We start from the raw sequence: 26,743 nt of genomic DNA on the forward strand, positions 1-26,743 counted from the left end.
GGACGGCCAACCGGGCGCCTTTTGAATCTAGGCAGGCTCCCAACCCTGGTCAAGAATTTGCCCACGGTGCTCTGCACCTTCTCTCGGTAGATCCGGATGGGGCGTTCTCTGGGGTTCGTGGATGTTCACGCGGTGCCGTACTCCTCGCGCAGGGGCTGCTTGAGGAGCTTGCCGGTCGCGTTGCGGGGCAGCGCCTCGACGAACACGACCGACTTGGGGATCTTGTATCCGGCGAGCCGCCCGGCGAGCCCGGCCAGCACGCCCTCGGCGGTGAGCCCGGACCCGGGCCGGCGGACGACGACGGCGCGGCCGACCTCGCCCCACCTGTCGTCGGGGACGCCGATGACCGCGCATTCGAGCACGTCGGGATGGGCGAGGATCACGTGCTCGACCTCGGCGGGGTAGATGTTCTCGCCACCGGAGATGATCATGTCCTTGATCCGGTCGACGATGAACGCGTAGCCGTCCTCGTCGAGCCGGGCCGCGTCGCCGCTGCGGAACCAGCCGCCGGAGAACGCCGCCGCGCTCTGCTCGGGCAGGCCCCAGTAGCCGCGGAACACGTGCGGCCCGCTGACCACCACCTCGCCGGTCTCGCCGGGACCGGCGTCGGTCATGTCCGGGCGGACCACGCGCACGTCGCTGAAGAAGTGCTGCACGCCCGCCGATCCGGCCTTGCTCTCGGCGTGCTCGGCGTCCAGGAACAGCACGCCGGGCGCCGCCTCGGTCATGCCGTACCCCTGGAGGAACGTCAGCCCGCGCTCGCCGTAGGCCGCGATCAGGGTCGGCGGGACGGGCGCGCCGCCGCAGGTGAGGATGCGCAGCGAGGACAGGTCGGCGCCGGCCCAGCGCGGCGAGCGGGCCACCGCCTGGAACATCGCCGGCACGCCGAACATGAACGTCACGCCGTGCTCGGCGATCAGGTCGAACGTGGCGTCGGGGTCGAACCCGGAGACGAGCACGCACCGGCCGCCCTTGAGCAGCACCGGCAGCGTGAGCATGTTGAGCCCGGCGGTGTGGAACAGCGGCGCCGACACCAGCGCCACCTCGTCGGCCAGCAGGTCGTGGTCGATCAGGACGTTGATCGCGTTCCAGGTGAGGTTGCCGTGGGTGAGCATGGCGCCCTTGGGACGGCCGGTGGTCCCCGAGGTGTACATGATCATGCACAGGTCGTCCGGCGCCACCGGCTCGTCGATCGGACCGCCGCCCGCGCCGCCGGGGCCGCCCGCGCCGTCGATCAGGTCGTCGTAGCCGCGCGCGCCCGGGCCGCTGCCCGCGAGCGAGACGAACTCGCGCACGTGCGCCTTGTCGCGGACCTCGTCCACCAGGGCGGCGTGCGCGGGCCCGTGGACGAGCACCGAGGTGCCCGAGTCGGCGAGCTGGTACGCGATCTCCGGCGCGGCCAGCCGGGTGTTGAGCGGGACGAACACCGCCCCGAGCGCCCCGGCCGCGAACAGCGTCTCCAGGAAGGACGGGTGGTTGGGGCCCAGGTAGGCGACCCGGTCGCCGCGCCGCACGCCGAGCGAGCGCAGGCCGTGCGCGAGGCGGGTGACGCGCTCGTCCAGCTCGGCGTAGGTGAGAGTGCGGCCCTCGTGGACCAGGGCGGGGCGGTGCGGGGTCTTGCGGGCCCGGCGGGCCGGCCAGGAGCCGAGTCCCTCGTTGTGCATCGATGCTCCCTAGATCAGGGGATTCATGAACATAGGCGTATCACTTGCGGCAGTCAACAATCTGCCCAACATCCGCTCCGCGCCATATCCTGGTCGGCAGCCCGATCCCGCCCGCGCCCGCCAGGAGCCGATTCGTTGGAACGTCCCATCCCCGCCGCCCGCCCCCAGTCGCTGATGCTGACGTTCCTGGGCAACTACGTGCTGCGGCGCGACATCGCCGTCTTCTCGGGCAGCTTCATCGAGGTGTTCGGGAACCTCGGCGTGGGCGAGCACGCGATCCGCTCCACCCTGACCCGGATGGTCCGGCGCGGGCTGCTGGCCCGGTACCGGGAGGGCCGCCGGATGCACTTCGGCCTGACCGCGCGGTCCGAGCGCATCCTGCTGGACGGCGAGGCGCGGGTGTGGCGGCGCGGCGCGGTCAACGCCGACTGGGACGGGCGGTGGACGGTGCTGTCGTTCTCGATGCCCGAGTCGTGGCAGCGCCAGCGGCACGACCTGCGCTCCCGGCTGCTGTGGGCCGGGTTCGGCCCGCTCGGCAACGGCACCTGGATCGCCCCCGCGCGGGTCGACGTCGGCGAGGTGATCGCGCCCGGCGGCGAGGACCGCGGCCTCCGCGGGCGGGTGAAGGTCTTCCACGGCACGGCCGAGGCGCCCACCGACGTGGCCGCGATGATCGGGGACGCGTTCGACCTGGACGGGCTCAGCTCCGGCTACCGCGCGTTCCTGGGCCGCTGGGACCGGCCCGACCCGATGCCGGACGCGCCCGACGACCTGGCCCGCTTCCTGTGGATGATGACCGAGTGGCTGGGGCTGGTCCGGGTGGACCCCAGGCTGCCGGTCGAGCACCTGCCGCCGGACTGGCCCGCGCTGCGCGCCCAGGAGGTGCTGCACGAGCTGCGCGGCCGCTACGAGGCCGGTGCCCGCGCCATCGCCGACCGGCTGATCGAGTACGTTCCGGTCGCCTGCCCGGCCGCCGCGGTGCCGGAACCGGACGGGGCGTGAGGGCCCGGGGACACGGCTGACGGCCATGCCCCGACCCTGGCGAACGGACCGGCGCCCGGACGGCGACCCTTCCGCTGAACGGAAGGCCGCCCGCGCCGTGCCGCAACCGGCCACCTCCGGCGGGCCCGCGGGCTACAGCGGGTCGAAGCGGTGCGCGGCCCAGATCCGCCGGGAGGCGGCCTCGGGATCGGCGACGTCGGCCGGCTCGGCGCCGAACACGCGCGTGATCGCCGTCTCCTCCCGGTACGCGGGCCAGCCCGGGTCGCCGGTGGCCGCGAACGCGGTCCAGGCGGCCCGGATCCGCTCCGACAGCTCCGCCGCCTCCGGCGGCGCCGGGTTGCCGCACATCAGCCGCGCCATGCCCACGTCGAGGTTGCCGAACGTGAGCGGGACGTCCAGCCCGTGGCAGGCGCCGAGGAGATCGGGCATGGCGGGCGCGTCCCAGGCCAGCTCGTAGGCGTAGGCCGTGCCGCCGGCCGCGGCCTGCGCGGTGGCCAGGTGCGCGCTGGGCATCCGGAACAGCCAGTCCGAGCAGAGCAGGGCGTACAGGTCGTCGACCCCGGCGCCGGGCCGCGCGGCGCGGTACGCCTTCTCGCCGCCGGGCGGCGCGAGCGCGTCCATGGCGGCGGCAAGGTCGTCCTCGGAGAGGTTCCCGAACCGCGAGCCCAGCGCCATGAACAGCCGGTACTCGTCGCGGGTGAAGCCGACGACCAGCTCGACGCCGCGGGCCGCGCCGTCCGCGACCGCCCGCCACGGCGTCGCGGGCAGGATCTCGCCGTCGACCACGGGCGAGTACGGGACCGCGGTGACCGCGACGGGCCCCCACCCGGCGAAGTCGTCGCGCATCCGCCCGACGAACGCGTCGGCCGCCGGGAGCAGCTCCTCGGGCGGTACCGCGGCCAGGTCCGCGGCCGAGGCGGTACGGCCGGCCTCGGCGGCGATGGCGGCGGCGACCCGGCGCGCGTACCCGGGGGAGAAGTACGTGCCCGGGACGCTCTGCAGGATGGCGCGGCCGAACAGCCCCCGCGCGGCGGGCATCGCCAGCAGCGCGGCGATCGACCCCGCGCCCGCCGACTCGCCGAACACCGTCACCCGGCCCGGGTCGCCGCCGAACGCCGCGATGTTGTCCTGGACCCAGCGCAGGGCGGCGACCTGGTCGAGGTGGGCGCGGTTGGACGGCGCCCCCTCCAGCTCGCCGAAGCCCTCCATCCCGACGCGGTAGTTGAACGTCACCACGACCGTGCCCGCCGACGCGAGCCTCCCGCCGTCGTAGTCGGGCTGGCTCGACGACCCCAGCATGTAGGCGCCGCCGTACAGCCAGACCATGACCGGCAGGCCGGAGCCGCCCGTGTCGGGCGTCCAGACGTTGACCGTCAGGCAGTCGAGGCCCTCGGCGGGCGTCCACGCCATGTCGCCGAACGTCCCGCCGGACTGCGGCGGGCGCGGCCCGAAGGCGTCCGCCTCCCGCGTCCCGTCCCAGCGCTCGGCCGGGCTCGGCTCCTGGAACCGGTACGGGCCGAACGGCTCGCGCGCGTACGGGACGCCCTTGAACACCGCGAGCGCGCCGTGCGCCCGCCCGCGCACCCGTCCCGCCGTGGTCTCCGCCGTGGGCTCGGTCATGGGGGCCTCCAGCTCGCTCGGGCTCAGGGTCGGGCGCCGTGGTCAGGGCGTGCGGGTCCGGGCGACCGCGGCGGCCACGGCACGGAACGCGGTGTCGGTCTCATCCTCGCCCACGATCGTCGCGAGCGTCGACTTCACGATCACCACGTCGTGCTCGGGCGAGACCCAGATCTTCTGCCCGCCGAGCCCGCTGGCCTCGAACTCGCCGTCGTCGCCGAGCCACCACTGGTAGCCGTACCCCTCGTTGAACGGGGCGGACGGCCGGGTCGACTCCTTCACCCACGCCTCCGGGACGACCTGGCGCCCGTTCGCCCTGCCGCCGCGCAGGTACAGCAGCCCGAACCGGGCGAAGTCGCGGTCGGTGGCGTAGTAGCAGCAGTACGCCATGTTGTTGCCGTTGGAGTCGTTGCCCAGGTAGACGGTCGACTCCATGCCGCCGGGCCGCCAGATCCGCTCCTCCACGTACCGGTGGTACGGGGTGCCGGTGGCGCGGGCGACCAGCCAGCCGAGCACGAAGGTGTTCATCGAGGTGTACTCGAACCGGCTGCCGGGCTCCCACCCGCGCCTCTGCCGCGCCGCCATCTCCGGCAGCGGCGCGCCGATGCTGGCGGCCACGTGCACGGGCGGCACGTTGACCGCCTCGTCCCAGGCGATCCCGGACGACATGCGCAGCAGGTCGCGGATGGACACGCCCGCGTAGCCGGAGCCGTCCAGCTCGGGCAGGTACGCGGTCACCGGCTCGTCGATGGAGCGGATGCGGCCCTCGTCCAGGGCGATGCCGACCGCGGCCGAGGTGAACGACTTGGCCATCGACCAGGACTGGAAGCGGGTGTCGCGGGCGGCGAACGCGTAGCGCTCGAAGACGATGTCCTGGCCGGAGCGGGCGTCCAGCACGACGAAGCCCTGCGTCCCGGTGATCGCGAGGTACTCGTCCAGGGTGCGCTCGCGGCCGTCGTGGGTGTAGGTGACGTCGAGGTCGCGCGGCGCGTACCGCAGCGGGACGGGGTCGGCGGACGGCCGGACCAGGTCGAACCCGGCCGGCGCCTGCCGGGTGACCGACGCGGACGGCGGGGGCGGCGGCGTGGGCTCCGCGTGCGCGGCGGTGGCGGCGGGGGCGGACAGCAGCACCGCCGTGGCGGCGACGGCTCCTGCGGCGAGGGTGCGGCGGCGCATGGAGGGACCTCCCGGGGTGAGGATGATCATGCTGGTGCACAGATCGTCCATGGAGCGCGACGCGATGTAAATGTGGGTGTGCAACGTTCCCGGGGCCGGGGCGTGTGGTCAGGCACACGTCCGTCCGGGCGGGTCGAGGCCGCCCTGGAGCGGCTCGCCGCCGCGGCGGCCGGCGGGCGCGCGCTGGGCGCGGGAGCGGCGCCGGCCGACCTGGCGGCCGCCCGCGGCCGGCTCGCCGGGGCGCTGGTCGAGCTGCGCGAGGCGGCCGACGTCGCCGCGGGGGAGTGGTGGCAGGGAGCACCGCACGCAGAGCGCGTCGCGGCCGCCGAGCGTGAGGCGCACCGGCTGCTGGCCGCGCTCGGCCCGGCCGCCTTCACGGGGTCCGCCGCATCCCCCGCGCCGGCGGCCGGGCGGGCATAGGCTGTCGCGATCATCACCGACGAGGGAGGCCGGCCGTGGAGGACATCGTCGCCGAAGTGCTGAGGCTGCTGCCCGAGCAGGTCGGGTACGAGGCGTCGCTTCTGGCGGGGCTCGGCGCCGCCCGGCAGCGGGAACTGGCCGGGATCCTCGGCGAGCTGCTCGTGGTGCTGGAGGGGCGGCTCGGCGGCCTGGGGGCTGACCTTCCGGCCGGCGGCGTTCGCGGATACGTTCGGGTCACCGCTTGAGACCGGGGCGCCGCGCCCTTGAGAGGAACCCACGATGTCCGTGCTCACTGACCTGCTCGCCGCCGTCGCCGACGGATCGGTGGAGGTGGTCGACCTGACCGCGCCGCTGTCGGAGTCGACGCCGATCCTCCGGCTGCCGGAGCCGTTCGCCAACACCGTGCCGTTCAGGCTGAGCGAGATCAGCCGGTACGACGACCGCGGCCCGGCCTGGTACTGGAACGACATCCAGACCGGCGAGCACGTCGGGACCCACTTCGACGCGCCCGTCCACTGGGCCACCGGGCGCGACGGCGAGGACGTCTCCCAGGTCGCGCCGCGCCGGCTGGTCGCGCCCGCCGTGGTCCTGGACGCCTCCGCGCGGGCGGCGGCCGACCCCGACTTCCTGCTGGAGATCGACCACGTGCGCGACTGGGAGAAGGCGCACGGGCCGCTGCCCGAGGGCGGCTGGCTGCTCTACCGCACCGGCTGGGACGCCCGGTCGGCCGACCAGGAGACCTTCCTCAACGCCGACGAGACCGGCCCGCACACGCCCGGGATCTCCGCCGAGTGCGCCCGCTGGCTGGCCGAGGAGACGCCGCTCATCGGGCTGGGCGTGGAGACCGTCGGCACCGACGCCGGCGCCGCGCACGGCTTCGATCCGCCGTTCCCGTGCCACGCGTACTTCCTCGGCGCGGGCAAGTACGGCCTGACCCAGCTGCAGAACCTCGCCTCGCTGCCGCCGCGCGGCGCCGTGCTGGTCGCGACCCCGCTGCCGATCGTCGGCGGCTCCGGCAGCCCGGCCCGGGTGCTCGCCCTGGTAGAACGGTGAACGTCGCCGAGGCGGTCGGCACGGCGCTGGCCCGGCTCGGCGCGGGCACCGTCTTCGGCGTCGTCGGCAGCGGCAACTTCCACGTCACCAACGCCCTCACCGCCGCCGGCGCGCGGTTCGTGGCCGCCCGGCACGAGGGCGGTGCCGCCACGATGGCCGACGCCTACGCCCGCGCGGGCGGCGGGCTCGGCGTCCTGTCGGTGCACCAGGGGCCCGGCATGACCAACGCCCTCACCGGCATCACCGAGGCCGCCAAGAGCCGGACGCCGCTGCTGGTCCTGACCGGCGAGGTGGCGGCGGGCGCGGTCCGCTCCAACTTCCGCGTCGACCAGGCGGCGCTGGCCCGCGCGGTCGGCGCCGTCCCCGAGCGGATCCACTCGCCCGCCACCGCGCTCGCCGACCTCGCCCGCGCCTGCCGCACCGCCGTCGCCGAGCGCCGCACGGTCGTGCTCGGGCTCCCGCTGGACGTCCAGGAGGCCGAGTACACGGGCCCCGGCGAGCCGGTCCGCGCGGCGCACGGGGCGCCCCGGCCGGGCCGGCCGGTGTTCGGGCCGGGCGGGCCCGGGAACGTTCCGCTCCTGCCGGTGCCGCCGGCCGCCGCCGTCGCGCGGCTGGCCGACGCGCTCGCCGCCGCCGAGCGCCCGGTGTTCATCGCCGGGCGCGGCGCCCGCCTGAGCGGCGCCGCCGAGCCGCTGCGCGCGCTCGCCGAGCGCTGCGGCGCGCTGCTGGCCACCTCCGCCGTGGCCCGCGGGATGTTCCTCGGCGACCCGTACGACCTGGACGTCAGCGGCGGCTTCGCCACCCCGGCCGCCGCCGAGCTGATCGCCGGCGCCGACCTCCTGGCCGGCTGGGGCAGCTCGCTGAACATGTGGACGCTGCGGCACGGCCGGCTGGTCGGCGAGGGCGCCACGGTCGTCCAGGTCGACCTGGACTCCGCGGCCCTCGGCGCGCACCGGCGCGCCGACCTGGCCCTGATCGGCGACGCGGCCGAGACCGCCCGCGCCGCCGAGGCGGAGCTGGCCGCCCGCGGCCACCGCGCCCGCGGCTACCGCACGCCCGCCGTGGCCGGGCGGCTGGCCCGCGAGCGACGCTGGCGGGACGTCCCGTACGACGACGAGTCCGACGGCTCCCGGATCGACCCGCGGACGCTGTCGATCGCGCTGGACGACCTGCTGCCCGCCGAGCGCACGGTCGCCGTCGACTCCGGCAACTTCATGGGCTACCCGGCGATGTACCTGGGCGTCCCCGACGCCGACGGGCTGGTGTTCACCCAGGCGTTCCAGTCGGTCGGGCTCGGGCTGGCCACCGCGATCGGCGCGGCCGTGGCCCGGCCGGACCGGCTCACCGTGGCGGCGCTCGGCGACGGCGGCGCGCTGATGGGCGTCGCGGAGCTGGAGACCGCGGTGCGGCTGGGGCTGGGCCTGCTGGTGGTGGTGTACGACGACGAGGCGTACGGCGCCGAGGTGCACCACTTCGGGCCGGGCGGGCACCCGCTGGACACGGTGACGTTCCCGCCCGCCGACCTCGCGGCGATCGGCCAGGGCTTCGGCTGCCGGGCGGTCACCGTGCGCAAGCGCGAGGACCTGGGCGCGGTCGCGGACTGGCTGGCGGGGCCGCGGGACCGGCCGCTCGTGGTCGACGCCAAGGTCACCGGGAACGGCCCGGCCTGGTGGCTGGAGGAGGCGTTCCGCGGGCACTGAGCGCGGTGAAAGATCGCGGCCGTCCGCTATAGAAGATCACTCGCCGGGCACACTGCCGGGCACGAGGCCGGGCGCCGTGCTCCCTACCCGGGGACCGCGGCCCCGACCCGCCCGCACGGTGACAGGGGCGGCGGCGCGAGTTTGGCAGCGATTGCTGGTTGACCGATTTTCGCCGGTCTACTTACCGTCGCGGCAGATGTGTCTCACGTCACACCGCCCGCGAGGAGGAGATATGGCGGAACGACTGAGATTTCCTCCGCTGGCCCGCGAGATGGCCGCGGAGTTCGCCGGGACGCTGATCCTGATCCTCTTCGGGGTCGGCGTGGTGGCCCAGGTGGCCGCCGCCGAGATCGGCGACCACGACAGCATCGCCTGGGCCTGGGGGATCGGCGTCACCCTGGGCGTCTACGTGGCGGCCCGCATCAGCGGCGGCCACATCAACCCGGCGGTGACGGTCGCGCTGGCCGTCTTCAACCGGCTGCCCTGGGGCAAGGTCGGCCCGTACGTCCTGGCGCAGACGGCCGGGGCGTTCGTGGCCGCGCTGATCGTGCGGTGGAACTACACCGAGGTGCTGGCCGCGGCCGATCCCGGCCACACGATCAAGACGCAGGGCGTCTTCTCCACGCTGCCGGGCAATGGGACGCTGCCGGTGGGCACCTGGGGCGGGTTCCGCGACCAGGTGATCGGCACCGCGATCCTGCTGTTCATCGTCATGGCGCTCACCGACCTGCGCAACAACCCCCCGCTGGCCAACCTCACGCCGGTGGTCATCGGCCTGCTGGTGGTGGCGATCGGGATGGCGTGGGGCACCAACGCCGGCTACGCGATCAACCCGGCCCGCGACTTCGGGCCGCGGCTGGCGCAGTTCCTGACCGGGTACGGCGGCGCCTGGCGCGATCAGTACGGTGATCTCTACTTCTGGGTGCCGATCGTCGGGCCGCTCATCGGCGGCGTCCTCGGCGCCGCGCTGTACCTGTTCCTGATCGGGCGCAACCTGCCCGAGGCGGAGGAGGCCGCCACCGCGGACGCCGAGCGCAAGCCCGAGTACGACCCGGCCTCCTGACGCCGGCGCCCGACCAGGCCCGTACCCGACAAGAAACCCTTCCCGTCCCAGAGAGAGGCGGTAGCCGGATGGCCGACTTCGTCGGAGCACTCGACCAGGGGACGACCAGTACCCGCTTCATGATCTTCGACCACGGCGGCAACGAGATCGCCCGCCACCAGCTGGAGCACGAGCAGATCCTGCCCCGGGCCGGATGGGTCGAGCACAACCCCACCGAGATCTGGGAGCGCACCCGCGCCGTCATCGAGACCACCATGAACAAGGCCGGGCTCGGCCCGTCCGACCTGGCCGCGCTGGGCATCACCAACCAGCGCGAGACCACGGTCGTGTGGAACCGGCGCACCGGCCGTCCCTACTACAACGCGATCGTGTGGCAGGACACCCGCACCGACCGGATCGCCTCGGCGCTGGAGCGGGACGGGCGCGGCGAGACGATCCGGCACCGCGCCGGGCTGCCGCCGGCCACGTACTTCTCCGGCGGCAAGATCCAGTGGATCCTGGAGAACGTCGACGGCGTGCGCAAGGCCGCCGACGAGGGCGAGGCGGTGTTCGGCAACATCGACACCTGGGTCCTGTGGAACCTCACCGGCGGAACCGACGGCGGCGTGCACGTCACCGACGTCACCAACGCCAGCCGGACGATGCTGATGGACCTGGAGACCCTCGACTGGGACGACCAGCTGCTGTCGTTCTTCGGGATCCCCCGCTCGATGCTGCCCGAGATCCGGCCCTCGTCGGCGCCCGACCCGTACGGCCTCACCAGGGGCTCGGGACCGCTGCACGGGGAGGTGCCGCTGACCGGCGACCTCGGCGACCAGCAGGCCGCCACGGTCGGCCAGGTGTGCTTCGCGCCGGGCGAGGCCAAGAACACCTACGGCACCGGCAACTTCCTGCTGCTCAACACCGGCGAGGAGCTGGTCAGGTCCAAGGCCGGGATGCTCACCACGGTCTGCTACCGCTTCGGCGACCAGGCGCCGGTGTACGCGCTCGAAGGCTCGATCGCGGTGACCGGGTCGGCCGTGCAGTGGCTGCGCGACCAGCTCGGGATCATCTCCGGCGCGTCGCAGAGCGAGTCGCTGGCCCGGCAGGTCGAGGACAACGGCGGCGTGTACTTCGTCCCGGCGTTCTCGGGGCTGTTCGCGCCGTACTGGAAGTCCGACGCCCGCGGCGCGATCGTCGGGCTGTCGCGGTACAACACCAACGCCCATCTCGCGCGGGCCACCCTGGAGGCGATCTGCTACCAGTCCCGCGACGTCGTGGAGGCGATGCGCGAGGACTCCGGCGTCGCGCTCGACTCGCTCAAGGTCGACGGCGGGATCACCGCCAACGAGCTCTGCATGCAGATGCAGGCCGACATCCTGGGCGTCCCGGTGTCGCGGCCGGTCGTCGCCGAGACCACCGCGCTCGGCGCCGCGTACGCGGCCGGCCTGGCCGTGGGGTTCTGGAACACCACGGACGAGCTGCGCCAGAACTGGAACGAGGACAAGCGCTGGCACCCCCAGTGGGACGAGGAGAAGCGCGCCGAGGGGTACGCCGGCTGGAGGAAGGCGGTCGAGCGCACCTTCGGCTGGGTCGACGTCGACTGAGCGAGCGGGGCGCCGATCTCGTCCACGACGCGGAGCACGGCGACCGACTCGTCCAGCGGCAGCAGCGGGCTCTCGGTCAGGCCGAGCCGCAGGCAGCGGGCGACCTCCTCGGCCTGGTAGGTGTAGCCGTGGCCCGCCAGGTCCGCGGTGAACGTCTCCGGCTCGCTCCCGGGACGCGTCAGCGTCAGCGACGCCGGCCGGTAGAACGGCGCCCCCAGCTCGATGCGGCCCTTGGTGCCGACGAACGTGGCCGTGTGCGGCGACTCGCCCATGAGGCCGCAGTGCAGCAGGGCCAGCGCGCCCGAGTCGTACCCGAGCAGGATCCCGGTGTTGGCGTCCACGCCCGTGGGCGCGGGGGCCGCCGTCGCCTGCACGGTGCTCGGCGGGCCCAGCAGCGGCCAGGCGATCGACAGCACGTAGCAGCCGAGGTCCAGCAGCGCGCCGCCGGCCAGCTCGGCCGACCACAGCCGGTGCACCGGGTCGTACGGCGGGGCGATCGAGAAGTCGGCGTACACGGCCGACAGGTCCCCGATCGCGCCCTCGCCGACGAGCGAGTGCAGCCGCCGCACCAGGGGGCTGAACCGGGTCCACATCCCCTCCATGGCGAACAGCCCGCGCTCGCGCGCCAGCGCCGCCAGCGCCTCCGCGTCCGCGGCGGTGGTGGTCAGCGGCTTCTCGACCAGGACGGCGCGGCCGGCCTCCAGGCACAGGCGGGCGGGCGCGGCGTGCAGCGGGTGCGGCGTGGCGATGTAGACCACGTCGACCCCGTCGTCCGCAGCGAGCTCGGCGTACGAGCCGTGCGCCCGGGCGATCCCGTGCCGTTCGGCGAACGCGGCGGCGGTGGCGGCCGAGCGCGAGCCGGCGGCGACCACCTCGTGCCCGTCCATGCGGAGCAGGTCCTCGGTGAAGACGGTGGCGATGCCGCCGGTGCCCAGGATCCCCCAGCGGAGCGAATTGTCGGCCATACCGGACATCGTATGGCGGCCGGTGATCTTTCCGGGTACCGATCCGCGGCCGCCCGGCCGGTTCGCTTGCTCCGCGTGACCGGCCGTGTACATGATCAGAGCGAGCGCGGCGCAGCGCCGCACCGCCGAGAGGAGTCCCATGATCAGACGCCTGGCCGGAGCCGCGGCCGCCACCGCCGCCGGCGCGACCCTGCTGACCGCCGCCGGCACCGCGCAGGCGGCGCCCGCCGCACCCGCGGCCGCGCCGCCCGCCGCCGCCGCGAAGGTGGACTTCGCCGGCATCGTCGCCCTGGACAACTGCTCCGGCTCGCTGGTGCGCGGGCCGCGCTCCGCCGGCGCCGACCCGGCGCTGGTCCTCACCAACGGGCACTGCCTGGAGACCGGCATGCCCAAGGCCGGCGAGGTGATCGTCGACCGGCCGTCCACCCGGACGTTCACGCTGCTCGACCGCACCGGCCGCAAGAACCTCGGGACGCTCAAGGCCACCCGGATCGAGTACGCGACCATGACGGACACCGACGTGGCCGTCTACCGGCTCACCGACACCTACGCCAAGATCCGGTCGCGGTACCGGACCGACGCGCTCAAGCTCTCGCCCGCGCACCCCCGCGCGGGAACGCCGATCTCGGTGGTCTCCGGCTACTGGAAGAAGATCTACTCCTGCAAGATCGACGGGTTCGTGCACCGGATGCGCGAGGCCGACTGGACCTGGAAGGACTCGATCCGGTACGGCCCCGGCTGCGACACCATCGGCGGCACCTCCGGCTCCCCGATCCTGGACGACCGCAGCCGGCACGTCGTCGGCGTCAACAACACCGGCAACGAGGCGGGCGGCCGCTGCACCCTCAACAACCCGTGCGAGATCGACGAGAACGGCCGGGTGACCGTCCGCAAGGGCGTCAACTACGGGCAGCAGACGTACACGCTGGCCCGCTGCCTGGGCCGCGGGAGCGACGTGGTCCTGGGCGGTAAGTGCGCCCTGCCGCGCCCCTGACGCCCCGGCCCGTCACGCCCGCCACGCCCGCCGCGTCCCGGCCCGGCCGCACGGAATTCCTGCGGCCAGGCCGGGTAGGGGGCCCGGCATGGACCACAACGAGCTGCGCGAACTCGGGCAGCGGCTGCGCGTGGACGCCGTCCGCGCGGCCGGCGCCGCGGGATCGGGCCATCCGACCTCGTCGATGTCGGCGGCCGATCTGATGGCGGTCCTGCTCGCCGAGCACCTGCGCTGGGACCCCGAGGCCCCCTCCAACCCGTGCAACGACCACCTGATCTTCTCCAAGGGGCACGCCTCCCCGCTGCTGTACGCCCTGTACGCCGCCGCCGGGGCGATCACCGACGAGGAACTGCTGACGTTCCGCGCCGCCGGCAGCCGCCTGGAAGGCCATCCCACCCCCCGCCTGCCATGGGTCGACGTGGCCACCGGCTCGCTGGGGCAGGGCCTGCCGATCGGGGCGGGCGTCGCCCTGACCGGCAAGCGCCTGGACCGCGGCCCGTACCGGGTGTACGTGCTGTGCGGCGACAGCGAGATGGCCGAGGGCTCGATGTGGGAGGCCGCCGAGCTCGCCGGGTACGAGGGCCTGGACAACCTGACGGCGATCGTCGACGTGAACCGGCTCGGCCAGCGCGGCCCCACCCGGCACGGCTGGGACACCGGCGCGTACGCCCGCCGGCTGGCCGCGTTCGGCTGGCACACCATCGAGATCGACGGGCACGACGTCGCGGCCGCCGACGCCGCGTACCGCGAGGCCGCGGCCACCGCCGGCCGGCCCACCGCGATCATCGCCCGGACCGAGAAGGGCCACGGCGTCGCCGCCGTCGCCGACCAGGAGGGCAAGCACGGCAAGCCGCTCCCCGACACCGGCGAGGCGGTCGCCGAGCTGGGCGGGCGCCGCACGCTGACCGTGGAGCCGCGCCACCCGGACGCCGAGCCGTGCGCCCGGCCGCTGGAGCGCGGCACGGTGCGGCCGCCGCGCTACCGGGTCGGCGAGGAGGCCGCCACCCGCGACGCCTACGGCGAGGCCCTCACCGCGGTCGGCCACGCCCGCGGCGACGTGGTCGCGCTGGACGGCGAGGTCGGCGACTCCACCCGGTCCGGCCTGTTCGCCAAGGAGCACCCGGACCGCTTCTTCGAGTTCTACATCGCCGAGCAGCAGCTGGTCGCCGCGGCCGTGGGGATGCAGGTCCGCGGCTGGGTGCCGTTCGCCTCCACGTTCGCCGCGTTCCTGACCCGCGCGTACGACTTCGTCCGGATGGCGGCCGTGAGCCGCGCCGACCTGAACCTGGTCGGCTCCCACGCCGGCGTGGCGATCGGGCAGGACGGGCCGTCCCAGATGGGCCTGGAGGACCTGGCGGCGATGCGGGCGGTGCACGGCAGCACGGTGCTGTACCCGTGCGACGCCAACCAGACGGCCCGCCTCGTCGCCGCCATGGCCGACGCCGAGGGAATCCGCTACCTGCGGACCGGGCGCGGCGCGACCCCGGTGATCTACGGCCCGGACGAGGACTTCCCGATCGGCGGCAGCAAGGTGCTGCGCTCCTCGCCGCACGACGAGATCACCCTGGTCGCGGCCGGCGTCACCGTGCACGAGGCGCTGGCGGCCGCCGAGCGGCTCGGCGCGGCCGGCATCCCGGCCCGGGTGATCGACCTGTACTCGGTCAAGCCCGTGGACGCCGGGACGCTGCGCGACGCCGCCGACGCCACCGGGCGGCTGGTGGTCGCCGAGGACCACTGGCCCGAGGGCGGCCTGGCCGACGCCGTGCGCGGCGCCTTCGACGACGGCCGCCCGCTTCCCAGGATCCGGCACCTGGCCGTACGGAAGATGCCCGCCTCCGCCACGCCCGCCGAGCAGCTGGCGGCCGCCGGGATCGACGCCGACGCCATCGTCGCGGCGGCCCTGGACATGGTCGACCTGGCCGCCATCGACTAGATCGATCGGAGCGACTAGATCGATCGGAGCGACCAGGGCGGCCGCCGGGCCCGCGGCGCTCCCGCGGGTGACCGGGCCCGGCCCGGGTCACATGCGGGAGCGGCGGGCGATGACGCCCAGGTCCACCAGCGCCACCAGCGCGACCACGGCGCAGATCACCGCCGCGACCGCGGTGCCGGGGCCGTCGGTGACCACGGCGAAGAACACCATGGCCACCAGGGCCAGCACCAGCGCGGTCCCGGACAGCGCCGCCCGCAGGCCCAGCGCGCTGCGGGCGGCCAGCGGCTCGGAGCCGGACGGCTGCCGGTGGCGGCGCGGCGCGTGCTGTTTCTGCCTCATGGTGCCGTTGTGCCCGCTGGGCCGCCGCCGATTCACCCCGGCCCGGGGTTGCCGGATCGGCCCGCGTCCGCCATCATCGTCGGCATGATCACGAGGAAGGGCGGTCTCCGCCCGGGCCGTTGAGCCCCATCGAGCCGGTCCGGGAACCGGCCGGGAACCCCGCCGCCACCGCCGACGCGCTGCTGGCGGCCGTCGAACCCCTCCCGTACCCGCGCCGCATGCGCGAGCTGGCCCTGCGCGCCCGCGCCATGGCCGGGACGCCGGAGCTGACCGCGCTGCTCGGCGAGCTGGTCGCGCGAGAACCCTACGAACGCCGCACCGCGCTGCACATGGCCATGGCCGCGCGCGAACTCCGCCACATCACCGCCGTCCTCGCCGGGCCCGACATGGACCTGCGGCGCGCCGCGCTGCGGGCCGTGCGGACGCTGCCCGTGCCGGACGGCGCCGCCGCGGCCGCCCTGGAGGACGCCCCGTCCGGCCTGCGGCGCGCGTTCTACCGGACCCTCCTGCACTCCGGCAGGCGGGAGCTGGCCGACCGGCTGCTGCCGCTGGTCAGGGAGCGGTGGGGCGACCGCGAGGCCGCCCGGCTGCTGCCCGCCTGCGGCGCGGCGGCCGTGCGCGCGGAGCTGCCCGGGCTGGCGCACGCCGTCACCGCCTGGCGCACCCTCGGGCGGCGCCATCCCGAACCGGTCCTGGAGCACGCCGAACGGGACCTGGCGCGGGTCGCGCACCCCCTGGGCTGGTGGCTCCGCCACGGCGCGGGGGCCGAGGCCGCGGCCGTACGCCTGCCCGGGCGCGTGGCGGCGCTGCTCGACGCGCACGCGCTGCCGCTGCACCGGGTCCGGCTCGCGCCCGCGACCGCCGCGGCGATGCTCGCGGCGGACCGGGCCGCGATGGGACGGCTGCTCGGCCGCGTCTCCTGGCGGCGGCACGCGGGGCTGCGCCCGATCGGGCGGGCCTACCTGCGCTCCTGCTCCCTGGACGAGACCGTCGCCATGGCGCCGGCCGGCGTCCGCGCGCTGGCCTCGTTCCTGGAGACGCTGCCGCCCGGGCGCAGGGAGGCCGTCCTGGACGCGGTGATCGAACGCGGCACCGAGGTCCGCACCGAACTGCTCGCGTTCGACCTGCTCCCGCTGCTGCCCCCGGAACGGGCCGCGGCCGAGGCCCGCCGGATGCTCGGCTGGCACGCCGCCAACTGGCACTCCTCGCGGTCCCCGCACAGCGATCCGGAGCTGCCGCTGAAGCTGCGGGCCTTCCTGCCGTATGAGGAGGCCGCCGGGCCGCTCCGCGAGGCCGCGTTCGCCGGGGACCCGCGGCGCCGCGTGCTGGCCCGGACGCTCCTGCTGGAGTGCGCGGCCCGCACCCGCGACCGCGCCGTGGTCGCGGAGGCCGCGGACGCGCTCGTGGCACGGAGCGTCAACGAGCAGGACCCCGTCCGGGCGGCCCTGCTGGCCGCGCTCGCGTCGCTCCCGCCCGCGCTCCTGGACGACGCCGCGGCCGGGCCCCTCGGCCGGCTCGCCGCCGCCTCCGTGGAGGCCCGCGACTCCTCGCCCGGCACGCGCCGGGCGCTGCGCGCGCTGGCGGCGCGCCTCCTCCGGCACGCCGGGGGACCGGCCATCCACCGGTGGGCGCTGGAGACGTACGAGCGGCTCGTGGCGCGCGACGGCGCGCAGGCGCTGGCCGCCGCCGGGCCCCCGGGCGACCCGTACGCCCGCCGCCGCATGTGGGCCCGGGGCCCGCGGCCCCGGCCCGACGACCACCGGTTCGACCGGACCCTGCGCCGCGGCCGGGAGGAGGAGCTCCTGGAGCTCCTGCGCCCGCACCTGCGGGCCGCCCGCGACCGGGGCGACTTCGGCCTCGCCGTGGCGCTGGCCCGCTCCCTCGGCCGCCGGGCGCACGCGATCGGCGAGCTGCAGGACGACCTGCGCGCGGCGGCCGTCCGGGCGCCCGAGGCCCTCGCCCGCGAGGCGGCGCACCTGTGGACGGACGAGCGCGGCACCCGCGAGGCCCGCGCCGTCGGGCTGCTGGAGGCCGACCCCGCCGCGATCGCCCACCCCCGCGTGTGGGACGCGGTCGCGGGGCGCCGTACGGACCTGCTCGGCCGCGCCCTGGACGGCGGGCCGCCGGCGGACTGGGCGCCCGCGGTCGCCGCCGGGGGAGCGGGCCGCTGGACCCCGGCCCAGCGCGCCCGGGTGCGTGCCTTCCTCGGCGCCACGGCCGCCGACGAGCGGCTGCCCGTCGCGTCCCGGCTGGCGGCCGTCCGCTCGCTCGGCCGGCTGCCCGGCACGTCCGGGACCCTGGAGACCTGGGCGGGCGGCGGGGAGAACGTCCTGGCGGAGGCGGCGCTGGACGCCCTCTCCCACGGCGACGACCCGGACCGGGCGCTGCGGACCCTGCTGGACCGCGGGCGGGGCGCGGCCTCGCGCGCCGCCGTCGTCGCCATGGCCCGCTGCTGCGCCGGGATCCCCCCGTCCCGCCTCGGCCCCGTCCTGGAGGACGCCCTGACGGGACCGGACGCCAAGGTGACGGTGCGCAAGCAGGCCGCCCGCCAGATCGAGCGGCAGCGCGTCCCGGCCGCCGCCGGCATGCTGCTGCGGGCCTGGGCGGACCCCGGCCTGCACCGGGACGTCCGGGTCGCGGTGGCCGACGCGCTGCGGCGCATGCCGGAGGCGCCCGGGACGCTGGAGGCGCTCGGGGCCGCGGCCGGCCCGTACGCGGGCGAGACCATGCTGCGCACGCTCTTCCAGGCCCGGCCCTGGGACTACGCCCCGGCGCACCGCCCCCGCTACGCGGCGCTCGTCCGGGACCTGCTGGCCGCGGCCGGCACGCCCGGCGTGCGGTCCCGCGCCGCCAGGGCGTTCTCGACCTGGGTGCTCTGGTACGAGGGCGGCTTCCGGGAGGTCCTCGCCGCCGTCGGCGACCCGCTCGACCCGGCCGGCGCCCGTGACCTGCCGGTGCTGCGGGCGCTGCTGCGCACCGGCGCCGTCGGCGACGAGGTCCAGGACGTCCTGGACCGGCTCCTCAACGCCGGGACGAGCGCCGAGGCCCGCCGCCGGGTGAAGGCGATCGCCGCCGAGCTGTCCGGCGGGAGCGGCGCCGGCCGCGCCGGCGATCCCCTGCGCGCTCAGGCGGCGCGGGCCGTCGACCGGCTCGCGGCGCACCCGCTCTACCTCGGCGAGGCGATGCGGCTGGCGATCGCGCGCCTCCCGGGCGCCGAGGACGCCGAGCGGACCCCGGGCGGCCGCACGGCGGGCCTCACCACCGGGCTGCTGTCGATCGCCGGGCATCTCCGCGGCGACTCGGTGCTCGCCGTGGAGGTGTGCGAGGACCTGGCGAGGCGCTTCCGCCGGTACGGCGGCGGCTGCACGGTCCCGCCGCGCGAGCTGCTCCCGGCCGTGCTGCGCCTCCGCGAGCGGGACGACCTGTCGTCCCAGCTGCTGGCGCTCGCGCTCGCCGCCGTCGCCGGGCCCGCCGCCGGCTGGGCCCCGGCGTGGCGCGGGCTCCTGGACGGCCTGCGGGACTCGCGGTACGTCGCGGTCCAGCGGCGCGCCTGGGACATCGAAGCGGGCTGAGGCGGGCCGGCCCGCCCCTCGCCCCCCGCGGCCGGACGCCTCATTCGGCCGCGGGGGCGCGGCGGTTGCGCACCATCGTCACCGTGGTCCCGGCGGGGCCCGGGGCGACCTCGACCGAGTCCATCAGCTCGCGCATCACCCGCAGCCCGCGGCCGCGGTCCGAGGGGCGCGGCTCGCGCCAGCGTCCCTCGTCGCTCAGCACCAGCCGGACCGCGCCGCCCGCGCACTCGCCCGCGACGCGGACCGGGCCGGGCTCGAAGCGGTAGCCGTGCTCGATCGAGTTCGCGGCGGCCTCGCTGCACGCCAGCACGATCTCGAAGGCGTCGTCGGGCTCGAGCCCGCGCGCCGCGAGCCAGCTCCCCAGCCGCTCGCGCAGCTCCGCCAGCCCCGCGCGGTCGCCGGTGAGCGCCAGCTCCAGGCCGGGCGGCGCCGGATCGGTGCGCAGCAGCAGGATCGTGACGTCGTCCTCGGACGCCGCGGCGGTCAGCGCCAGGAGGGCGTCGGCGGTGCGGTCCAGCGGCTCGGCCGGCCCCGCCAGCCGCTCGGCCAGCCGCGCCAGCCCCGAGTCGAGGCTCTCGCCGCGCCGCTCGACCAGCCCGTCGGTGTAGAGCAGCAGCGTGGAGCCGGGCGGGAACGCCAGCCGGGTCATCACCGGGTCGTCGGGCTCGCCGACGCCCAGCGGCGGGCCCAGCGCCGCGTTCAGGAACGACACCTCGCCGTCGGGGGTCAGGACCAGCGGCGGCGGGTGGCCCGCGTTGGCGTACTCGACCGTGCCGGCGGCCGGATCGACGACCGCGCAGCAGACCGTCACCATCACCTCCGCCGGCAGCGACTCGGCCAGCAGCGAGGTGAGCCGCAGCGCGCGGCCCGGCGGATGGCCCTCGGCGAGGTAGGCCGACAGCACCGCGCGCACCTGGCTCATCACCGCCGCGGCGCCGATGCCGTGCCCGCACACGTCGCCCACCGCCACGGCGACCCGGCCGTCGTGCACCGGGACCTGGTCGTACCAGTCGCCGCCGAGCCGGTCCTCGGCGGCCGGCCGGTAGCGGGCGGTGGAGGCGACGCCGGGGACGTCGGGCAGCCGGTCGGGCAGCACGCTGCGCTGGAGCGTGCTCGCCACCCGCGACTCCAGATCGAACTTGCGGGCCCGGCCCAGCGCCTGGGCGCCGAGGTCGGCGATCGCGATCAGGTCGTCGCGCTCGCTCTCCAGCGGTGCCCGCCACGACGGCAGCACGATCGACAGCGCGCCGACCGGCTCGCCCAGCAGGCTGATCGGCAGCAGCACGGCCAGGCCGCGCGCGTCCGGCGGCGGGCAGGCCGGGCAGGCCCCGCCGCCCTGCTCCGCGCGGCCCGTCCAGAACGGGCGGGGGCTGTCCATCATGGCGGCGAGCGCGGGCGGCGGCGGGTCGGCGGCCGGCATGCCGGCGGGCGCGGCGGGCGCGGCGGCGGGCGGCCCGCCGGCCCGGGGCCCGTACGCGCCGTCGCCGCCCGGTGGAGGCGGGGGCTCGTGGGCGGCGCCGGTGCAGGCCATGACGCGGAGCCCGGCGCCGGGGGCGCCGCCGAGTCCGACCACGGTGACCCGCGCGTCGATCTCGGTGGCGGCCTGCGCGTGGGCGGCGATGACCGCGGCGACCTGGTCGGCGGTCAGCGCGCTGGACAGCTCCGCCGCCAGCCGCTGCAGCCGGGCCGCCCGGCCCGCCGCCCGCTCCACCTTGGCGCGGGCGGCGCGCTCGGTGCCCAGCAGCCGGGCGTAGTCGAGGTGCAGCGCGAGCCGGCGCGCCAGCTCCTCGACGAGGTAGTCGTCCTCGGGGCTGAACGGCGGCCGGCCGGCGGCGCGGCGCATCCGCAGCGTGCCGATGCGCCGGCCCCCGGCCACCAGCGGCGCCGAGGAGACCCGGTTGCGGCCGGGGCGCGGGCCCACCGGGCCGGGCTCGTCCGGCGCGGCCGGCCCGGCCGGGTCGGCGCGGCTCCATGCCTCCTCGAGCCAGGAGTGCACGGTGGACTCGTCGAGCGCGCCCGCGCCGGCGGGCCGGGAGGAGTCGGCCAGCACCAGCGGGCGGGCCGCGGAGGCGCGGCCCCCGGACCGGCCCCCGGCGCTGCCCGGGCCGGGCGGCTCGATCGCGCAGAGGTCGGCGAACGCGGGCACCAGGAGCTGGCCCGCCAGCCGCAGCCGCGCGGTCAGCGACGGCGCGGTGTCGAGCGCGGTCGCGACGTCGGAGAGCAGCCGGTGGCGCTCCTGGTCGCGGCGGAACCCGGTGATGTCGACGCAGGTGCCGAAGAAGCCGGCGAACGTCCCGGCCGGGTCGTAGCACGGGAACCCGTGCAGGAGCACCCAGCCGTAGCCGCCGCCGGCCAGCCGCAGCCGGTACTGCAGCTCGAACGGGCGCCGCTCGGTCTCGGCGTCGCGGTAGGAGGCCCGGCAGCGCTCGCGGTCCTCGTCGTGGACCGCCGCCGACCAGCCGCCGGTCAGGTCCCACTGCTCGACCGGCCCCAGCACGGTGACGTGGTGCCCCGGCTCCGCGCCCTCGCCCGCGGGACGGGTCGGGCGGCAGCTCCAGAAGACGACCGGGCTGCCCTCCGGCCGGAGCAGCATGCGCCGCCCGCCGGCCCCGACCTCGAGTGGCAGGGACTGCGGGTTCTCGGCCGCGGGCTCCTGCGCGGCGCACCCGGCGGCGCGTTCTGCGGTGCGCTCGGCGGGGCGGCCGGGGGGCCGCTCGGGGGACGGTCCGGATGGCGCGCCGGGTTCGTGCCCGGCGCCTGTGTCGATCATGCGCATGTGTGGCACCTGCGGTTTCGCATGCGGTGAAGCAGCGAGATTAGCATTCGGAAAGGCGTCCCGCGGGACCATGTTCCGGTTCGGCGATGAACCGCGGCCATTGCAATATCGGGATATTTCTGGACATCTAATAAAGATCGCACCGGCGCTTGAGCGCTTTTCCGAAAGGCATGCGGGTCGGGTGTGGAAATGGCATGCTAACCGCGGAGGTAGGGCAGTGAGCGCTGAGTTCGATGACGGAAGGCTACGGATCACCCGGGTGACGGCGCCTCCCGGCCTGCGGGTCGAGGGAGAGGTCGACGCCGGCACCCGCGCGGCGTTCTCCCAGGTGCTGCGGACCGCGGTCGGGCGAGCACGGCAGGACCTGCACGTCGATCTGAGCAGGCTGCAACACATCGACCTCGGCGGCCTGCGCGTGCTGGCCGCCGCGGCGAACGCGCTGGACGGAGAGCTGACACTGGTGCTGGCCCCGCTGCCGTCCCGGCTGCGCCGGCTGATCGAGCTGGCCGGGTGGGACGACGTCGAGAAGCTCCGGATGGGCCCCGAGCCGTCCGGCCGCGGCCGGGAGGCGGAGCCGGACACGGGGCCCGGCGGGCCCGGCGGGCCCGGCGGGGAGGAGCCCGGCGGGGAGGATCCCGGCGGGGAGGAGCCCGGCGAGCCGTCCGGCGACACGCGGGTCGATGGGGGGACGCGATGAGCGCGCCGGCGGGAAGCCTTCTGCATCAGGGATCGATCTACGGATCCGACGCCGAATTCCTTGAGATGGCACTGCCGTTCGTCGAGGGCGGCATCGACGCCGGCGACCCGGTCCTGGTGGCCAGCACGGCCGCCAATATCGCATTGATCGACGCGACGCTCGGCGACCGCGCGGCCGGGGCCGAATTCGCCGAATCCGCCTATTTCGGCCGCCGGCCCCCGCAGCGGGTGGCGGCGTTCGCCCGCTACTGGCGCCGCGCCCGGCGGCGGGGCGGGCGGGTCCGCATCCTCGCGGAGCCGGTCTGGACGGGCCGCGCGGAGCGCGACGTGGCGGCCTGGCAGCGGATGGAGTCCGGGCTCAACGTGGCGCTCGCCGGCACCGACATGTGGATGATCTGCCCGTACGACGCCCGCGTCGTGCCCGGCCGCATCCTCGCCGAGGCCCGGCGCACCCATCCGTCGATGGTCGAGGGGAGCAAGAGCGTCGACAGCCGCGGCTACGCCGACCCGGTGGCGTACGCGCGCGAGCGGGACGCCGCAGCGCCGCTGCCTCCGGCGCCCGACGGGGCGCAGGAGTTCGTGTTCGCCGACGACCTGCGGCCGCTGCGCGGTTTCGTCGCCGCCCGGGCCCGCGCGCTCGGGATGGCCGAGCCCGCCGACGCCGCCACCGCCGCCGGCGAGGTCGCCACCTACCTCTCCCAGGTGGGCGGCCCGGCGCGGGTCCGCGTCTGGCTCGAACCCGGCGCCCTGGTGTGCGACTTCCACCAGGAGGGCGGCCGCGTCGCCGACCCGTTCATCGGGTTCCGCCCGCCGGGCCTGACCGCCCGGGCGGGCGACGAGATCTGGCTGGCGCGGCAGCTGACCGAGCGGCTGGAGATCCGCTCCACCGGAACGGGCTGCACCGTCCGGCTGTTCTGGCGCCCGCCCCGCTCGGCCGTGCACCTCGCCCCGTACGACTGAGCCGCATACCGGGCCGCCGGACGGACCGGCGGCCAGGCACCCGCCACCTCCGCGACGCGAGGGGGCCGCGCCGGGAGCCCCGCGCCCGGCCGCGACCGCGCGGCGACCCCGATGTCCGGGCGCCCCGCCTGACCGGGGCGCCCGGACCCCCGGCTCAGCCCGCCGGGACGGCCGCCGGGCCGGTCCGCTCGACCAGCCCGGCCAGCTCCGGCAGCACGGCGGCGGCCACGTCGATCTCGCGGTCGATGAGGCCGGCGGCGTGGAAGAGATCGGCCGCGCGCTGCTGCTCGGCGACGAACTCCGCGCCGACCGGCCGGAGCCCGAACGGGCGGCGGCGCAGGGCGTTCTCCCAGGCCGCGACGTCGCCGCCATCGTCGGCGGCGAACAGCGCGGCCGCCCCGGCGGGGTCCTCGCGGATCCAGGCGTCGGACTCCTGGAGCGCGGCCACGATCGCGGCGAGCTCGTCGCGGTGCCGCTCGGCGAAGTCGCGGCGGGTGAACCACAGCGAGCGGTGGCTGAACAGCCCCTCGGTCTCCACCAGCGTGACGAGCTCCGCCTCCGCCTCGACCCGGGTCAGCGCCGGGTACGAGCCGACCCAGGCGTCCACCTCGCCGCCGAGGAAGAGGTCGGCGGCGCCGGCGTAGGCGTCGACGGGCTCGATGTCGTCCCAGGTGAGGCCGGCGCCGTCGAGCGCGAACAGCAGCAGCGTGGTCTGCCAGGAGCCGTGCCCGAGCGCGACCCTCCTGCCCTTGAGATCGGCGGGGGAGGCGATGCCGGAGCCGGCGCGGGCGACGAGCCGGCCGTTCTCGTGCCGGGGGTCCGAGACGGCGACGTACACGATGTCGTGGCCCTTGGCCTGGGCGGTGACCGGCGGCGTGGAGCCGGTGCCGATGAAGTCGTACCCGCCGTCGAAGAGGTGGTCGCCGTGCGGGGACGGCAGCCCCTCGGCGGGCGACGGGCGCGCGCCGGCGGGCAGCGACCGCAGGTCCACCCATTCCACGCCGGGCAGGGTGCGCTCCAGGATGCCGCGGTGCCGCAGCACCCAGAGCGAGTTGTTGCTGGGGAAGTAGCCGACCTTGACGCTCATCAGGTTCCCTTCGATGCGGTGAGCGGTGCGGAATGTGAGGAGGGGCCAGAGGAGGAGGAGGTGCCGGGGCGGCCGCGCAGCAGGGGCAGCACGCGCTCGCCGACCCGGTACGCCTCCTCCAGATGGGGGACGCCGGCGAGGACGAACGCGCCGACGCCGAGCCCGATCAGCTCGTCGAGCCGGGCGGCGACCTGCTCGTACGAGCCGACCAGCCCGAACGCCGGCCCGCCGCGCAGCAGGTGGAAGCCGCCCCACACGTTCGGGGACGCCTCCAGCTCGCGGAAGCCGCGCACCGGCCAGTCGACGAACGACTGCCCGCGCAGCCAGCCGACCGAGTCGCCCGCGGCGTCGGGGCCGTCCAGCAGCGCCGGGTCGACGTGCCGCCAGCCGCGCCGGATCTCGTCCCACGCCTCGTCCTCGGTCTCGCGGGCGAGCACGTCGATCCGCACCGCGAACCTGGGGGCGCGCCCGATGCCCGCGCTCGCCTCGCGGACCCGGTCGAACTTCTCGGCCAGCGCGGGGAACGGCTCCAGCCACGACAGGTAGTGGTCGGCGTGCCGGCCGGCGGCGCGGATCGCGGCGGGCGAGGAGCCGGAGAAGTAGATCTCGGGGAACGGCTGCCCGGCCAGCTCCGCGGGCAGGCCCGCGCCCTCGACCCGGTAGAAGCGGCCGTCGTGGTCGAACGGGCCGCCGTCCCACACGCCCTTGAGGACGTCCAGGAACTCCGAGGTGCGGGCGTAGCGGTCGTCGTGGTCGACCCGGTCGCCCCACCACAGCTGGGCGGGCCCGCCGCCGCCGGAGATGACGTTGTAGACCAGCCGCCCGCCGGTGGCGCGCTGGAGGCTCGCCGACATCCGCGCCGCCTGCACCGGGTGCAGGAAGCCGGGCTGGTAGGCGACCATGAACCGGTACGTCGTGGTCTCGCGGGCCAGGCTCGCGGCGGCCGCCCACGGGTCGTCGGTGAACGGGAACGACGGCAGCAGCCCGCCGACGAACCCGGCCGCCTCCGTCGCCCGCGCGACGTCCGCCATGTGGTCGAGGTGGGTGTGGCCGTCGGGGCGGCCGTCCCGGAGGCCGGGCGCGATCCGGCCGGGGGCGTCCGGCGCCCAGTCCCCGCGGCTGGCGAGGCGGCGGCGCAGCGACGGCTGGTCGCCGTGGGTGCCGACGCGCCAGTAGATGTCAATCGGCATGCTCGGTCTCCTTCCGGGGCCCGGCGAGCAGGGGGAGCAGCTGCTCGCCGAGCCGGTAGATCTCCTCGATGCGGGGCCGGGCGTCCAGGAAGAACGCGGTGACGCCGCGCGCCGCGTACTCCCGGATCGCCTCGGCCGCCGCCGCGTACGACCCGACGACGCCGGCCGGCGGGTCCCCGGCGGCGGTGCGGCGGCGCGCCTCGGCCAGCGCCTCCTCCTCGTCCTCGCGCGCCAGGACCGGCAGCGCCACCCCGAACGCGGGCGCCCGGCCGAGCGCGGCGGCGCGGTCGCGCAGCTCGGGGACCAGCGCGCCGAGGTCGTCGGCGGGCCCGAAGACGTGCACGTCGGCGTGCCGGGCCGACAGGTCCAGCGCCTCGGGCGAGGTGCCCGACAGGTGGACGCGGGGGAAGGCGCCGCCCGCGAGCGGCCCGGCGAACCCGCCCGCGAGGACCTGGAAGTAGCGGCCCTCGTAGGTGTAGCCCTCCTCGTGCCAGACGCCCTTGGCGACGGTCAGGAACTCGGCGGCGCGCGCGTACCTGTCGGCGCCCGTGAGGAAGTCGCCCTGCGCGCGGGCGGTGGCCTCGTCGAGGTCCACCTCCACCCGCCAGTCGAGCCGGTTCGACGAGAACCGCTGCAGCGACGCCGACACCTTCGCCGCGTACACCGGTGTCGCGATCCCGGGGTGGAAACCGGCGGCCGCGCGCAGCCAGCGGTTGTGCCGCAGCACGCCCGAGGCCACCACGAACGACTCCTCGCCGCCGGCGTCGAAGGGCGCCAGCACGCCGTGGAAGGTCGCGATCTCGGCGGCGCGGGCGATCTGCGCCAGCTGGTCGTACGGCCCGTACGCGCCGCCCCGGAGATCGGTCACGAACGGCGGCAGCGCGCCCGGCCCCCGCTCCTCGCCGCGCGAGGGCAGGACGATGTGGAACCGAAGCGACTCGCTCATGCTG

The 26,743-nt window shown here is 76.2% G+C and carries 20 protein-coding genes and 1 pseudogene; 12 read left to right on the top strand and 9 right to left on the bottom strand.

From position 1 onward, the window contains the following. Positions 1-125 precede the first annotated feature (125 nt). Positions 126-1,664, bottom strand: coding sequence for a long-chain fatty acid--CoA ligase (locus ACA361_RS23510; RefSeq protein WP_375015038.1), 1,539 nt, complete (start codon positions 1,662-1,664; stop codon positions 126-128). Between the two features lie 135 nt (positions 1,665-1,799). Between ACA361_RS23510 and ACA361_RS23515 the strand changes: the two genes are divergently transcribed. Next, a complete protein-coding gene (locus ACA361_RS23515; RefSeq protein WP_375015040.1) occupies positions 1,800-2,666 on the top strand; it encodes a PaaX family transcriptional regulator C-terminal domain-containing protein in 867 nt (288 codons plus the stop codon). Between the two features lie 132 nt (positions 2,667-2,798). Here ACA361_RS23515 and ACA361_RS23520 read toward each other — a convergent pair whose 3' ends face one another. Then, positions 2,799-4,286 (bottom strand): carboxylesterase/lipase family protein, encoded by a 1,488-nt coding sequence (locus ACA361_RS23520; RefSeq protein ID WP_375015042.1) that lies wholly within the window; start codon positions 4,284-4,286, stop codon positions 2,799-2,801. Between the two features lie 42 nt (positions 4,287-4,328). Continuing rightward, positions 4,329-5,510, bottom strand: a complete 1,182-nt coding sequence (locus tag ACA361_RS23525) for a serine hydrolase domain-containing protein (protein ID WP_375015044.1) — start codon at positions 5,508-5,510, stop codon at positions 4,329-4,331. Positions 5,511-5,561: 51 nt separating this feature from the next. Here ACA361_RS23525 and ACA361_RS23530 point away from each other — a divergent pair, with 51 nt between their 5' ends. The 6 genes from ACA361_RS23530 to glpK all read left to right on the top strand — a co-directional run bounded on the left by ACA361_RS23530 (position 5,562) and on the right by glpK (position 11,281). Further along, positions 5,562-5,879 (top strand): hypothetical protein, encoded by a 318-nt coding sequence (locus ACA361_RS23530; protein ID WP_375015046.1) that lies wholly within the window; start codon positions 5,562-5,564, stop codon positions 5,877-5,879. 35 nt (positions 5,880-5,914) lie between these two features. Further along, the gene (locus ACA361_RS23535; RefSeq protein ID WP_375015048.1) at positions 5,915-6,124 is read left to right on the top strand and encodes a hypothetical protein; all 210 of its coding nucleotides are present in this window, start codon (positions 5,915-5,917) and stop codon (positions 6,122-6,124) included. A gap of 34 nt (positions 6,125-6,158) precedes the next feature. Continuing rightward, positions 6,159-6,932: a cyclase family protein gene (locus ACA361_RS23540; RefSeq protein ID WP_375015050.1), complete on the top strand. Its 774-nt coding sequence runs from the start codon at positions 6,159-6,161 to the stop codon at positions 6,930-6,932. Continuing rightward, positions 6,929-8,632, top strand: a complete 1,704-nt coding sequence (locus ACA361_RS23545; protein WP_375015052.1) for a thiamine pyrophosphate-binding protein — start codon at positions 6,929-6,931, stop codon at positions 8,630-8,632. The genes ACA361_RS23540 and ACA361_RS23545 overlap by 4 nt, the downstream gene beginning before the upstream one ends. Before the next feature lie 232 nt (positions 8,633-8,864). After that, entirely contained in the window at positions 8,865-9,695 is an 831-nt protein-coding gene (locus ACA361_RS23550; RefSeq protein ID WP_375015054.1) for an MIP/aquaporin family protein, read from the top strand. Between the two features lie 68 nt (positions 9,696-9,763). Next, positions 9,764-11,281 carry a glycerol kinase GlpK gene (glpK, locus tag ACA361_RS23555; RefSeq protein ID WP_375015056.1) on the top strand — a complete coding sequence of 506 codons (1,518 nt, stop codon included), beginning with the start codon at positions 9,764-9,766 and terminating at the stop codon, positions 11,279-11,281. 161 nt (positions 11,282-11,442) lie between these two features. Here the strand turns inward: glpK and ACA361_RS23560 are convergent. Further along, a pseudogene (locus ACA361_RS23560) lies at positions 11,443-12,387 on the bottom strand (Gfo/Idh/MocA family protein); the annotation flags it as partial. On the opposite strand from ACA361_RS23560, the gene ACA361_RS23565 reads away from it, so the two are divergent. Beyond that, positions 12,386-13,240: a trypsin-like serine peptidase gene (locus ACA361_RS23565; RefSeq protein ID WP_375015058.1), complete on the top strand. Its 855-nt coding sequence runs from the start codon at positions 12,386-12,388 to the stop codon at positions 13,238-13,240. The pseudogene ACA361_RS23560 and the gene ACA361_RS23565 overlap by 2 nt on opposite strands. Before the next feature lie 88 nt (positions 13,241-13,328). Next, entirely contained in the window at positions 13,329-15,173 is a 1,845-nt protein-coding gene (locus ACA361_RS23570) for a transketolase (protein ID WP_375015060.1), read from the top strand. A gap of 87 nt (positions 15,174-15,260) precedes the next feature. Here ACA361_RS23570 and ACA361_RS23575 read toward each other — a convergent pair whose 3' ends face one another. Then, a complete protein-coding gene (locus ACA361_RS23575; protein WP_375015062.1) occupies positions 15,261-15,512 on the bottom strand; it encodes a DUF6343 family protein in 252 nt (83 codons plus the stop codon). A gap of 119 nt (positions 15,513-15,631) precedes the next feature. Between ACA361_RS23575 and ACA361_RS23580 the strand changes: the two genes are divergently transcribed. Further along, positions 15,632-19,084, top strand: a complete 3,453-nt coding sequence (locus ACA361_RS23580; protein ID WP_375015064.1) for a hypothetical protein — start codon at positions 15,632-15,634, stop codon at positions 19,082-19,084. A gap of 40 nt (positions 19,085-19,124) precedes the next feature. Here the strand turns inward: ACA361_RS23580 and ACA361_RS23585 are convergent, their stop codons facing one another. Beyond that, positions 19,125-21,860 (bottom strand): SpoIIE family protein phosphatase, encoded by a 2,736-nt coding sequence (locus ACA361_RS23585; protein ID WP_375015066.1) that lies wholly within the window; start codon positions 21,858-21,860, stop codon positions 19,125-19,127. 259 nt (positions 21,861-22,119) lie between these two features. On the opposite strand from ACA361_RS23585, the gene ACA361_RS23590 reads away from it, so the two are divergent. After that, positions 22,120-22,557 (top strand): STAS domain-containing protein, encoded by a 438-nt coding sequence (locus ACA361_RS23590; protein WP_375015068.1) that lies wholly within the window; start codon positions 22,120-22,122, stop codon positions 22,555-22,557. Continuing rightward, positions 22,554-23,516 (top strand): anti-sigma factor RsbA family regulatory protein, encoded by a 963-nt coding sequence (locus ACA361_RS23595; protein WP_375015071.1) that lies wholly within the window; start codon positions 22,554-22,556, stop codon positions 23,514-23,516. Before ACA361_RS23590 ends, ACA361_RS23595 begins: the two co-directional genes overlap by 4 nt. A gap of 154 nt (positions 23,517-23,670) precedes the next feature. Here the strand turns inward: ACA361_RS23595 and ACA361_RS23600 are convergent, their stop codons facing one another. From ACA361_RS23600 to ACA361_RS23610, 3 genes are read right to left on the bottom strand one after another with little or no spacing between them, the layout of a single operon-like run. Continuing rightward, positions 23,671-24,603 (bottom strand): ABC transporter substrate-binding protein, encoded by a 933-nt coding sequence (locus tag ACA361_RS23600; protein WP_375015073.1) that lies wholly within the window; start codon positions 24,601-24,603, stop codon positions 23,671-23,673. Then, entirely contained in the window at positions 24,603-25,793 is a 1,191-nt protein-coding gene (locus tag ACA361_RS23605; RefSeq protein ID WP_375015075.1) for an LLM class flavin-dependent oxidoreductase, read from the bottom strand. The genes ACA361_RS23600 and ACA361_RS23605 overlap by 1 nt, the downstream gene beginning before the upstream one ends. Beyond that, positions 25,783-26,739 (bottom strand): LLM class flavin-dependent oxidoreductase, encoded by a 957-nt coding sequence (locus ACA361_RS23610; RefSeq protein WP_375015077.1) that lies wholly within the window; start codon positions 26,737-26,739, stop codon positions 25,783-25,785. Before ACA361_RS23610 ends, ACA361_RS23605 begins: the two co-directional genes overlap by 11 nt. Between the last annotated feature and the right edge of the window lie 4 nt (positions 26,740-26,743).

It is taken from the genome of Actinomadura sp. 21ATH (genome assembly GCF_041951345.1).
Taxonomy (GTDB): Bacteria; Actinomycetota; Actinomycetes; order Streptosporangiales; family Streptosporangiaceae; genus Spirillospora.